Raw genomic sequence first — 12,089 nt, forward strand, 5'->3', positions numbered from 1 at the left:
TCGGCTTCCTCGTATATCCGATTTCGAAATGTTCAAGCTCCGCGACGTCATAATTAAATCGAAGGTGAAGCTCGCAGGTATCGATCATCTGAAGACTGATACTCTAAACTTATCCGTTGACATTTTATGGAGAATACTGTATATATTCAAAGCCAATACGAAAGACAGGAAGGGAGGATCTGCATGCACAGAGTGATCAAAATCAAATTTATGCTCTTTTACGGTGAAGCACCTGAAGCAAAATGTTACGGGTACTTGGAGTTGAATCAGGATGGCAATATGATCGCGCTCTACAATAGGTACGGTGAGGAAATAGACATGTATGGCGGACATGAATTTGTTAGGGTACGGACACTTGGCAAATTTGATGACCAAGACCGTGATAATTTTTATTCTTTGTTAGAAAGTGATGGTGTAGGATAATCTGCACGATAGGCTGACGATTCCGGTGCCAAGGCACTACGAAAAGTCAGCCTTTTTGATTCTATTTGCCTTGTAGAGTTGACCGGCACGTTATCATAATCCCCTAACCTCATCTTGTCAAGAAATAATGCGCGAATGAGCGACACCGTGGAGGAGCCCCCCTTATGCTTTCGAAATATGAATGAATTTCCGAGTATGCTGAGCAATTTCGCTTTTTCCAATTCACCCCACTTCACGTAGAATGATCTTCAGGCGTTGCGGGATAAGCGATATACAAACAATGGACGGAACTTAATGAACAATCGGGAGGTAGAAGATGGACAATCAGGCTCAAGATGCAAGAGGAATGAAGAGAGGGGCAATATTAACCGCTCTACTCATCGGTACATTTGTCGCGTTTCTTAACGAAAATTTACTTACCAATGCGTTTCCTGCGTTGATGAGAGAATTTAACGTTGCTGCTTCGACCATACAATGGTTATCGACGGGTTATATGCTCGTGATCGGCGTACTGGTGCCGGTGACCGCATTACTACAGCAATGGTTCACGACTCGCCAGATGTTTATGTCTGCGATGGCGTTATTTTTGACCGGTACCTGCTTGTGTGCAGTATCCCCGGGATTCGGAATCTTGCTGATGGGCAGGGTTGTTCAGGCTTGCGGGACAGGATTATTGATCCCGTTGATGATGAATACGATTCTCGCCCTCTATCCTCCAGAACGCCGGGGTGCCGCCATGGGTCTCATGGGGCTGGTCATCATGGTCGCCCCTGTCATCGGGCCGGCTTTGTCTGGCTTAATTATCGATACCTTTCAATGGCGATGGCTGTTCTACATGGTGATTCCTGTCGCACTGTTTTCGATGACTTATGCATTCATTTACTTAAAGAATGTGACAGAACTGACCAAGCCAAGGGTCGATCTTGTATCCATTGTGATGTCAACCGTCGGTTTCGGCTGCGTCACCTATGGCTTCAGCCAAACAAGTGTCTCTCTTGAGCCAGAAGGTTACGGATCGATTGCAATAGGTAGCCTTTTCTTGCTCTTGCTTGTATGGCGCCAGCTTAAGATCAAAGAGCCGTTGATCGATCTTTCCGTATTCCGGCATTCCACTTTTTCTCTGGTTGCGGTATTGATTGTAATTCTGATGATGGTTCTATTCGCCACAACAACATTGCTGCCGTTCTATATGCAGGATGTGATGAAGTTGACCGCATTCGCGACAGGCTTACTTCTAATGCCAGGTAGCATTTTGAACGGAATGCTGATGCCGGTATCGGGGAGATTACTCGATAAATTCGGGCCGAGACTCGTAATTGTGCCCGGACTGTTCCTGATCGCCATATCGTTGTGGCTGTTTACCGGCATCGACAGTGATACAACACAAGGTTCCGTTCTCTTCAATCATATCCTCTTATTCTTAGGCATGTCGTTCGTCGTCATGCCGGCTCAGACGACAGGATTAAATCAACTTCCACGTCACCTGGTTTCTCATGGCACAGCCATATACAATACGCTCCAACAGATTGCAGGGGGAATTGGCATCGCATTGTTCGTCGGCATCATGTCGTCTGGAGCCAATCGTTATCTTCACCATTCGCTCAATCCCACTGCGATGCATGAGAAGACACAAAGCATGGTTTCCGGTCTACAAACAGTTTTTTGGATTGAATTTATTCTGGCAATACTTATTCTGGTGCTGGGTTGGTTTATAAAAAAGCCACCTGAACATAATTAATTCATTACTAGGCACAGATTGAATCATAAGTTTAACACCGTACAAGAAGCATGGGGCTGTCTCATAAGGGGCGGCCTTTTATTGCGTTGTACCTTAGAATCCCGACTATAAGGAGAGCTGATTTCTGCCTAAAAGTTTATTTTCGAGAATCAAGAATAAACATAGATGCATCTTGTCCCATGAATATTTTACTTCCATTATAAAAAGTTTTGGATTGAATATCTCTATAACCTATTTTAGTCATAATGTCAGCCAGCTCTTCTTGATTAAATCCGTTATGAACTATATCTGAAACTACTTTTTCATTTTTATTAAAATCTACAATTAGTAAATGTCCTCCTTCATTTAGAACATCAAATAATCTGGATAAAACGAATTCAACATCATGAATATGGAGCAGAACCTGAGCCATAAAGATATAGTCAGCATGAAGATCCGATAGACCTTCCTTTTCAAAATCAAAGCATATTGTATCTGCATTCTGAATATTAAAATCAGTAATTTTTTGTTTTATTTGATTAATCATGTTTTGTGAAGTATCCAGAAAAAGCATAGAATTAAAATCGTTTAACAAGTTCATTCCGACAAGACCCGTTCCACACCCAAAATCAATAGCATTCTTACTATTAGCGTCAACTACATATTCACGAATGGCATCAGATGATGCCTTTGCAATCTGAATTCTTTCAGAAGTGTCATATACATTAGCTATCATTTCAAACTTATCCGTATTTCCCATTTTACCTCTCCAATCTGCCTTAATAAAATCCTGAATACAACAATATAGAATGATATTCTATCAAGCATTAGCATTTAGTCCACTTTCTTATTAGTGCTTATGGAAAAACAAAACCTCTGTATGAATGGAGGAGACAACCTTGGGGTGGTTCATGTACACCTTCATTACGATTCGTCTTTGTCGAAATAATCATCTGGCAAATGCAGTTCTCGCAAACAACCGATAAATTTTTCTCTGAAATTCGGATTGCTTTTATATTTCGGCCATACCGCCTTATAGTAAGGCAGCAACTTCTCATGTGGAATAATGCCCCAGTATAAAATCGAGTTATTCAGAACCTGCGGGCCGCCCCCCATCAACATCTGTTCAATGATCTGCCAGCTTCCCTGCTTGTTTTCGCAACTGCGCGCGGCATAGATGGCAGTGGTCTGCATTTTCGGGTCAGCGTGACACAAGAAAGGCGCAAAGTTCTGGAGAGTAATCGCACCGTAATCTTCCAAGATATACCCTGCATAACGCAACGTTTCCGGGTCGTGAATCCTGTCAAGCCTTTGCAAGATCACTTGGATAAACTCCGTTAAATCCTCAGTTTTACTGGAAGCGTGCAGAATCTGTAAAGCTTGCAGAAAATCCTCATGTTCATCCGATTGCAACAGCTCCAGAAGATATTTTCTACCCGCGTCAAAAGAAGTTTTGCAGATGAGCCAAATGGCTGTGGTCCGATTTTTTGGGCTTTGCTCCGCAATATTTTTCAAAAAAGCAAGGGTTGGCTGAGAGACTTTCTTAAACTTGAACATTCCATCAAGCGCTTTTGCTTGGATTTCTTCGTTTGGAGCGCTCTGATAAATCTGGATCAGCGCATTCTCATCACCCGGCATTCGACTGCCAAACCACCCGATATCATAATCCAGAATAATTTCATCCAGCCAATGCTCGTACCAGTCCAGAAAGCTGTCTTCATAGACAAAGAAAAAAGGATGATCGGGATGAAAATCGGAGGTGTACACAATTCTCCCCCTGTATTTCCCTTTAAGTACGAGATACATATCATATTCGCAGCCTTGGGTGCCTATGCACAACATACCGCCCAACACCTTATTACAGGTGTCGTCGTATTCCTCATCGGAAATGTCCTCATCCTTGGTCAGGGGCTCAATTAGATGGTTCCATTCCTCTTTGGTCATCCCGGGATGCAGAACGGATTTGGCAAGGAGCGCCTGGCGCTCGGTGTAGGAAGTTGCCTTTTCAATTGAATAAATTCCATAGTAGGGGCCAGCACCACCGTTGCCGATTTTCGTTAAAAATTGCGCATAAGGCTCAGGAAGTGTGACCTGATTGTGGGCTTGCCAGTCCGCCAGCTCTTTTGCTGTAAGCTTCTCTTTAACCCTATATTGATGTGAGGATGCTCCAAACACCGAGAAATCCGCGTCTTTGCGCATGGCTTGACTCAGTTTGTTTTTTATTCGATCCAGTTGCGTTTCTTTCTTCCCAAACCACATATTTGAACCCTCCTGTTGACCATAGCCAGGTTTCCTTTGTTTGCTTATCCAGTAATTTTATTATTTTTTCTATGGGTCATACCTCTTTAAAATGATATGTATCTAGAGTACCACAGGAAAAATCCATATGAATGGAACCTATATGTGGATTAGACTATAATCACCTTGTTATTCATGTAAGCCACTCCTCATTTCATGGAAATTAACGACATAATTATTTAATTAAACTCATCAAACGCAGCTCATTTTAAACAACATATAGTGAGGGAGAAAGTAATGAAAAGCCAATTAAGAAATATTACAGTCGACGGTTATGCCTTCGTTTATTGGTACTCAGGCGGGTCTCGCTTCATCCTAAACCTATCTCCGAAAGAGAATAAAAACATCAAAATCACGCTCATCTTTCAGGCGAATCCTCCTGAAGAAGAGCCTCATACTTTTTGGTCCTTTTATGACATTTCAGCCCAAAATAATGAAATAGAAACTGTCCTCCATCTAGGTAAACCCAAACATATTGCTGAAATCATCTCTTACTTGATGGCAAAACGACAAGAAATTTGGGTCCAGGGGAAGCCTCACGTTCTGGATAATGCCTGGGATTTACTAAAGGAAATGGGCTATTCCAAGTTAAAACCGATTTGGGTTAGACAGTGGTAGTGATAATGGTTTGTGGACTAGCCCCCTTTGACCACTCAAAGGGAGCTTAAAGTTCATAGATATACGATTATTCGTTATCCGGCGTGGCCGGACTGGCCGAGGGCATCAAGCCTTTAACGGCGCCGAGAAACGGGCGAATGGACTTGATCATGCCGTAGCCCATCTTCACGACCGGGACAAATTTCTGGATCATGCCGAACAGCCGCAAGCCGCCGCCGAGCATACCGCCAAGCCCTCCTGCACCTGCAGTGGAGCCGCCAAGGCCGCCTAACAGCGAGCCCATCATCGGCAGGAATGCCGACACCTTGGCGTCCGGCTTACGGGAGCGCGAACGGCCAGACGGTTTACGTGCGCCGCTTTTCCGGTTGCTGAGACGGACGCCCGAGGCATGCGAACTGGCTCTGCGTTTGAGAGATCGGGAATTTTGCCTCCCGGAAGAAGCGCGTGGGGGAGCTCCAGCACTGGCAAGTGTCAAGCCGCCGCGATTAACGTCGGTGATGTAGCCGACGTAAGTCTCTCCGCTGTGCAGGGTGACACAGACCGGACGGCCCTGAAACTTCTTAGCCCGTGCACGCATCTCTTTCGATTGTGCCATGGAAGTTCACCTCGCTCACTGATTATAATTCAGTTTACGTCAGGGGCGGGCTGCCTGCTTGTGCGAATGGGGCATACGCACGCCAAAAATCGCTTGATGATTAGGCATTTTACAACATCTCCCTCAAGAAACGCGAATGCCCTCACTCCGCCGCTTCCACCAGCCATGCTTGCATAGCCGGAGACTCCGCCCGATTCAAACGTAGGGCGATTTCGGTATTGATCTCATCCGGCGGCATGACCTCGACAAGGACGCATACAGCCTCTCGCGGTTGATTCAAGGCAAACACGCCTTCATCATCGAGCATTTTCATCGCCAGCTCCATGGCCTTCAGCCTCGAATCAAATTCACGCTTCCATGCGTCAGCTTCAAGCTCCGCAATAGAAGGACGCTTCATAAACAATTGTTTAACATCATCGAAGTTCTCATCCCTGAAACAACAATAGGGTGAATCGGCATAGGACCATTTGATGAGTTCCGCGATCGTTGATCCCGGCGTGTCGCTTTCGTCTCCTTGCCTGGCCGCTTCCCTCTCCAAGGCCTCCCATGACCAGGCGGAGATGCTTGGCGCATGTCCCTCTCCAGTAGTAAATAGCGTGCAGTAATAGTAACGTTCACCATTTTCAAAAAGAGTACGAAAGGATGTCCTAGCCACATCGGCAATCTCTGCCGCCAGCGCCTCTATTCCTTGCGTCGGTTTCATGACATTCGCCCCTTAGCCCTATAAAATATATATCTTATTTCCATTATAAAAATTGTTTGTCCTAAATCTACCTACTTTCTACCTGAATCCTGGAAATATGGGCGATTCACTCCCTCATGATAAAAGAGGGTATCTCTCCGTTATTTTTCGGCTTTGAGACACCCTCTTTTGAACTATTTTGCATTCACTACAACATTTCTACCGTCACTTGAGGTATGGGTTTTCGCTCTCCTACCTGGAGTTTCATCCCCATTAGAGCATGCTCATTCAAGGTTCTAATTCAAGGTGCATCTTGGCTTCTGCCTCATCCCATGGCACCGAGTAACCCGCCCCCTTGGCGCAAAAGATAGAGGAGGAGGTATACAGTGGGTCTGCCCCTTTGCGGTAGCCCATCCGCCCTATGACTTCCTCCGTATTATGGCAGCGATCGTAGCCGCTGAACACGCAGCGGATACTGCCTCGTCCATGCGTAAAAGATGCAAATTCGGCACTGTAGTTCATGAAAGTCGACACGGGCACCCTGCCCGTGACCACCGCTTGCGTTCCGGTTGTCTGCGGTGGATTAAAAATACCTGAAGCACGCTGAATATCGGACAGCACCCTGCCCATTTCATCGATAGCGACCTTGATTTTGAAATCGTAATAGGGCTCCAGCAGCACGTTGTCCGCCTTCTCCAGTCCCTGCCGTAGTGCTCGAAAGGCAGCTTCACGAAAATCGCCGCCATGGGTATGTTCTTTATGCGCGCGGCCCCTCAGTAGCGTAATGTTCACGTCGGTGACCGGCATGCCGGTCAGCAGTCCATGATGCTCCCGTTCATAGAGATGATTCCGAATCAGATTCTGATAGCTGACATTCAGATCATCGGCATGACATCTGCTATCGAACATGATGCCGTTGCCCCTTGCTCCCGGTTCAATCAGCAAATGCACTTCCGCATAATGCCTGAGCGGTTCGAAGTGGCCGTACCCTTTCACAGCAGATTGAATCGTTTCCTTATACAAGATTTCCGGTTGTCCAAAAGAGATAGCAAAGCCAAACCGCTCTCTAACAAGCTGCTCCAGGACTTCCAGTTGAATCAATCCCATGACGCGGATAGAAATCTCCTGCAATTTCTCATCCCAAACAACGTTCAGAGACGGCTCCTCCGCCTCCAGCGTGCGAAAAGCACCGAGCACCTTCTGTACATGTATCGAATTGTCGAATACTACCTTCGATTGTAACGTCGGCTCCGAATCGTAAGCTAACTTGTCTGATATCGACCCTAGGCCTTGTCCGGCCTCGGCGGCGGACAATCCGGCAACCGCAAACAAATCGCCAGCTTCTACTTGTTCCACCGGCTGCGATTTAACGCCGTTAAACAAGAAGATCCGCGTAATTTTTTCATCATATTGAACCCCGTCGCTCTCGTAACTAAGCTGTTCTCTCACCTTCAGCCGACCACCCAGCGCCTTAATGAATGTGAGTCTCGCACCGCCTGCATCGTGCCGAATTTTATAAACCCGCCCCTGGAACGAAGCATTCTCGTCATAAGTGGTTGTCGCCAGTAGATGCAGCTGATCCAGAAATTCAATGATGCCTGTATCCTGAAGCGCAGAGCCGTAAGCACAGGGGAAGAGAAGACCCGCCGCTATCATCCTCTGCAAGGTCTCCAGCCAGAAGCCGGAATCCTCTCTCCCCTCCAGGAATGCTTCTAGCAAGGCTTCGTCCCGCTCCGCCATGGCCTCCCGCAGCGGCTCGCCGACTATGCCGTCAGCGAAGCTCTGTGTAATGCAGCATACTTCCCCCGTCAACTGCTGACGGATATCCGCCTCGGTTCTGTCTGCATCCGCGCCGATCCGATCCGTCTTGTTGATAAAGAAGAACGTCGGAATCCGATGCTTACGCAGCAGCTGCCAGACCGTCTCCGTATGACCCTGGACACCTTCAACTGCGCTTACAATCAGGATGGCATAATCAATGACCTGAATCGCCCGCTCCATCTCCGGGGAGAAATCGACGTGTCCGGGCGTGTCTATTAAGAAATAGCTATCTCCTTTATATTCTATTACCGCCTGATCTGCGAACACCGTAATGCCCCTTGCCCGCTCGATGTCATGGCTGTCCAGAAACGCATCCTGATGATCCACCCGCCCCCGCGACCGGATACTGTTCGTATGGTACAGCAGCTGTTCCGCAAAAGTTGTCTTACCTGCATCCACATGGGCGAACAGGCCAATCGTTAGTCGCTTCATAGAATCCCACTTTCAACGCTTCTTGTTAATACTGCTCATTTTATTAAAGCATAGATATCGGGAGAGTGGGTAGGAGTTGGTTTTGAGATAGGATCTTTTTTCATAGACAGAGGATAAAGGCAACGAGTTACATTTATGTTGAGTGATTTCTCCAGATTATAAAATATAATTAATATACTATTAAAGGAAACTCCCTTCGAATCTACTCCAACTTGGAGAACTTCGCCTAACCATCATTCCCGACCTTATTATTGTTATAATCGTCAATAATTGACATCGTTTTATTTGCCACTTCACTACCGAGTGAGGCATACAATTTCTTATCGCCAATCACATAAAATTCTTCTTTAGCTCGCGTCGCTGCAACATTCATCATATTGGGATCAGAGACAGCCCATCTTGCTGCCCCACTGCTATCAGAGTCCGCTCCAAGAACAAAGTAGACGACTTTGGCTTCTTTCCCTTGAAAAGTATGAACTGTACCAATATTCGTTGTCTTCCCGTTTTCTCGTTTTGTGAATTTAATTTCATCTAAAACCTGGGCAAGCTTATAAGCCACATTTCTAAATGGGGTGATCACATAGATTTCATCCGCTAAATCCGGATCTTCCTGCAAACGTTTATCAATCATTCTTTTCAATAAGTCAGCTTGTTCCTTAACAAATTTATCATTTGCTTTACCGGTTGAATCATACCATTGTGATTTCCCTTGTGCCTCATCTGCTGATTTACCTTGTACCATCAACCCCTCATACGAAATTTCATTTGAAATCGTAAACATCGGATAGTTCGAGCGTCTGTGTACCCAAAGGGGTATGCCAATCCATTCATCCTCATTTTTTTGGAAACCATACTGACTTGTGGCATCCACAATGGTTTGAGTAGACGCATCAGCAGAAACAAATTTCTCATCGACTTCATAGTGTCTTCCAATTAAGGTTAAAACATTTGAACCTAGCGTCATTACGGGTTTTATTTGTGATGGATCCCCAACGACCATAACCTTTTTACTTCTAAAAATGGCACCCACACTAGCTTGTGGCAGTGCTTGACCCGCCTCGTCTATAAACAGATTACCTATTGAATCTTCATTAAGATTTTTAAACATTCGACCAAAACTAGCAAAAGTAGTGCTGACAACGGGGATCGTGAAATTCAACCAATTCCATGATTCTGAAATTAGCTGCTGTCCATTCTCTTTTCCCAAGTATTCAGACTGCCTATTCCAAATATTTCTCGCGGCTTTTAAATTCCTTCTGTTTTCATACAGGAATTGCTTTCTAGCTTTTAAAGCTGAAATAAATAGCTCTGATTGTAATTTACGGAATTTCACTGTAAACCATGGATTAGACTTTTGCAGCTCATCATACGATTGTGAAAAATCTGGTACCTTAATGCCACTTTGATACTTGAGTTTTTCTAACAATACAATTTCTCGTTCCACTTTTTTAAAACCATTTTGTTGTTTGATCATCCATCGATCGAAGTTAGCTCTTGTGTCCTGAGTTTGTTTTTGAACATACTCACTTTTCGCAACATTTTCCCTTGACCTATTTTCGAGTCGCCTACGGTCATTTAACCATTTCGTTTTTTGTTTAGATAGATCATTTAAATGATCATTCGCATTATTCAGATCTTTGAAGTACTGCTCAACTTTTGCCTTATTAAATATTTTCTGAAGCCACAAAAAACTTGGCTTTTGAGAAGCAACTACGTCATAATTCCTTTTAGCTTGAGCTTGTAGATCAATTAGGTTTTCTATCTCAACAGAAGCATTTGACCAATCCTCTTGGAGATTTTCAATTTCTTGTCCCAGTCTTTCTAGTTCACGTCTCGCTTCTTCTTCCTGTGAGATTAAATCTGTTCGTTTCTTTTTTTCTTCTTGTTCAAATGCAAACATTTGCTCTTTATGCTTGGTTTTTAATTTTCGAAGAGCATACATTTTCTCGCTATAGTCTTGCATTTTATCTCTTTCGATTTTTAATTCAGCATACAGACGGGAGAATTCTTGATATACACTTTCACCTGTATTCGCTTGATCATGATCCTCTAAATCTTTTTCGATTGCTTCAATGGTTAAAAGTAACTTGTTCATGTTTGTTGACGCGCCGCCCTCTAACGAGAACACACCCCAATTTTCCTCATGTAAAAACTCACTTTTAATCTCGCGATTCTGTCCAAAACCTTCACAGGTTAATTTAGAATTGGAAACCTCTTTAAAATAATCTGCTTCATCTAGTAGCTTTTGAAAATCGCCCGCAATCGTTTCTTTCTTTGGTAACTCCTTAACAATATTTTGGACCGCTCCATTGTTTGAACTTGCAACAACAATGTTTTTATCTGAAATGGAATGTGGTAAAACACCAAGCTTAAAATCTTTCCAATAAACCAGACTCCCTTTAATCCTTTTATCAGAAAGCTGCATAATTTCCGTTGCCTGTTGTACGACTAAATCAGCAAAAATATCTTTTAACAGTGTTGTTTTCCCTGTTCCTGGCGGGCCATTGACACTACGAATATCATTTTTATCATTTAAAGCAAGATTCACCGCAACCTGCTGCATAAATGAAAGCGCGAAACCAGGATTACTTGGGAACCGCCCGAGCGGATAGAACTTAGGTTGTAAAATAGTTGTCTCGAAAATTCGGGGGTTAAAATGAACGGACTCTTTATTGCCATCCAGATTGTGCCTATGTCCCGAAAAGCCATTAAAATATCGATCCAAATTTTTATTAGTGATTGTCTTTGCTTTGTTCAGATCTTCAATAAAGAACGAATGTAGATTTACATCTCCGTTATCCAGGTTTTTCACAAATGCATAGCGGAAATTTTCTGTGGAAATATGATATTTATGAAAAAGCTCAGAGATGGTGGTATGAAAACCTTCTTCAAATTTGCTGTTTAAATCTTCTCTAAATACGTTTTCAACTTTCAAAAAATCTTTCGGTAATTCACCATGTTGGCGGATATAACCACTCATTGTATAAAACAATTTGTCTGCTAGAAAATTCAATTCGTTATCAAAATAGATAGAGAAGGTGAATTTGTCAGATTTACTAACTTCCTCGTAGGTTTTAGCAATCTTGTATTTCTCCCTCAATAGTTCAACAACTTCTTGAAAATCAAAAATATCGAAATATAATGCTAAGCCCGATTTCTTAAAGAACTTATCTGATACATCTTGTTGTTCTTTTTGCTTCATTAAAAAGTCTGAAAAAAACTGATTCCAATCCTCTTCCATTGTATGTATGAGCTTTAGCGATTTGTCTTTTTTATTAATAGAACCTTCGGATAACTGCTCGATCGTAATCCAAGTATTTAAAATATCTTGCCGTTTATTCATGAGTCTCCCCCCATTATCATCTGTAATTACTATTATAAAGCTCTCACCCTGTCATCTAAAGACAAAAAGAAAAGCTCCCCAACTTAGAGAGCTTACCAAATTCTTATTCCAGATCTGTCTTTGAGTTAATCTTAATGACATTGTGCATGTTCAGGTTTAC

At 43.6% G+C, this 12,089-nt stretch carries 9 protein-coding genes; 3 read left to right on the forward strand and 6 right to left on the reverse strand.

The window, feature by feature from the left end; genetic code table 11:
• Positions 1–183 precede the first annotated feature (183 nt).
• Together KAI36_RS26640 and KAI36_RS26645 are read left to right on the forward strand one after the other, a co-directional pair.
• Positions 184–423: a hypothetical protein gene (locus tag KAI36_RS26640; RefSeq protein WP_025722834.1), complete on the forward strand. Its 240-nt coding sequence runs from the start codon at positions 184–186 to the stop codon at positions 421–423.
• Positions 424–739: 316 nt separating this feature from the next.
• Positions 740–2,161: an MDR family MFS transporter gene (locus KAI36_RS26645; RefSeq protein ID WP_220026476.1), complete on the forward strand. Its 1,422-nt coding sequence runs from the start codon at positions 740–742 to the stop codon at positions 2,159–2,161.
• Positions 2,162–2,297: 136 nt separating this feature from the next.
• Here KAI36_RS26645 and KAI36_RS26650 read toward each other — a convergent pair whose 3' ends face one another.
• Complete coding sequence (locus KAI36_RS26650) at positions 2,298–2,900, reverse strand: class I SAM-dependent methyltransferase (RefSeq protein WP_220026477.1); 603 nt, start codon at positions 2,898–2,900, stop codon at positions 2,298–2,300.
• Positions 2,901–3,064: 164 nt separating this feature from the next.
• Entirely contained in the window at positions 3,065–4,399 is a 1,335-nt protein-coding gene (locus KAI36_RS26655; RefSeq protein WP_220026478.1) for an SMI1/KNR4 family protein, read from the reverse strand.
• 276 nt (positions 4,400–4,675) lie between these two features.
• Between KAI36_RS26655 and KAI36_RS26660 the strand changes: the two genes are divergently transcribed.
• Positions 4,676–5,056, forward strand: coding sequence for a hypothetical protein (locus KAI36_RS26660; protein WP_220026479.1), 381 nt, complete (start codon positions 4,676–4,678; stop codon positions 5,054–5,056).
• A gap of 67 nt (positions 5,057–5,123) precedes the next feature.
• On the opposite strand, the gene KAI36_RS26665 is transcribed toward KAI36_RS26660, so the two are convergent.
• The 4 genes from KAI36_RS26665 to KAI36_RS26680 all read right to left on the reverse strand — a co-directional run bounded on the left by KAI36_RS26665 (position 5,124) and on the right by KAI36_RS26680 (position 11,929).
• A complete protein-coding gene (locus tag KAI36_RS26665; RefSeq protein ID WP_220026480.1) occupies positions 5,124–5,651 on the reverse strand; it encodes a hypothetical protein in 528 nt (175 codons plus the stop codon).
• Between the two features lie 142 nt (positions 5,652–5,793).
• Positions 5,794–6,354: a DUF4303 domain-containing protein gene (locus KAI36_RS26670; RefSeq protein ID WP_220026481.1), complete on the reverse strand. Its 561-nt coding sequence runs from the start codon at positions 6,352–6,354 to the stop codon at positions 5,794–5,796.
• A 267-nt stretch (positions 6,355–6,621) separates the two neighbouring features.
• Complete coding sequence (locus KAI36_RS26675; protein WP_220026482.1) at positions 6,622–8,586, reverse strand: elongation factor G; 1,965 nt, start codon at positions 8,584–8,586, stop codon at positions 6,622–6,624.
• Between the two features lie 226 nt (positions 8,587–8,812).
• The gene (locus tag KAI36_RS26680; RefSeq protein ID WP_220026483.1) at positions 8,813–11,929 is read right to left on the reverse strand and encodes a DEAD/DEAH box helicase; all 3,117 of its coding nucleotides are present in this window, start codon (positions 11,927–11,929) and stop codon (positions 8,813–8,815) included.
• Positions 11,930–12,089 lie beyond the last annotated feature (160 nt).

This window comes from Paenibacillus sp. S02 (assembly GCF_019454065.1).
Classification (GTDB): Bacteria; Bacillota; Bacilli; order Paenibacillales; family Paenibacillaceae; genus Paenibacillus; species Paenibacillus polymyxa_B.

Bases quoted from the DNA above. Each gene is read 5' to 3' on its own strand.
- KAI36_RS26640 (WP_025722834.1), top strand. From the start codon at position 184: ATGCACAGAGTGATCAAAATCAAATTTATGCTCTTTTACGGTGAAGCA.
- KAI36_RS26645 (WP_220026476.1), top strand. From the start codon at position 740: ATGGACAATCAGGCTCAAGATGCAAGAGGAATGAAGAGAGGGGCAATA.
- KAI36_RS26650 (WP_220026477.1), bottom strand. From the start codon at position 2,900: ATGGGAAATACGGATAAGTTTGAAATGATAGCTAATGTATATGACACT.
- KAI36_RS26655 (WP_220026478.1), bottom strand. From the start codon at position 4,399: ATGTGGTTTGGGAAGAAAGAAACGCAACTGGATCGAATAAAAAACAAA.
- KAI36_RS26660 (WP_220026479.1), top strand. From the start codon at position 4,676: ATGAAAAGCCAATTAAGAAATATTACAGTCGACGGTTATGCCTTCGTT.
- KAI36_RS26665 (WP_220026480.1), bottom strand. From the start codon at position 5,651: ATGGCACAATCGAAAGAGATGCGTGCACGGGCTAAGAAGTTTCAGGGC.
- KAI36_RS26670 (WP_220026481.1), bottom strand. From the start codon at position 6,354: ATGAAACCGACGCAAGGAATAGAGGCGCTGGCGGCAGAGATTGCCGAT.
- KAI36_RS26675 (WP_220026482.1), bottom strand. From the start codon at position 8,586: ATGAAGCGACTAACGATTGGCCTGTTCGCCCATGTGGATGCAGGTAAG.
- KAI36_RS26680 (WP_220026483.1), bottom strand. From the start codon at position 11,929: ATGAATAAACGGCAAGATATTTTAAATACTTGGATTACGATCGAGCAG.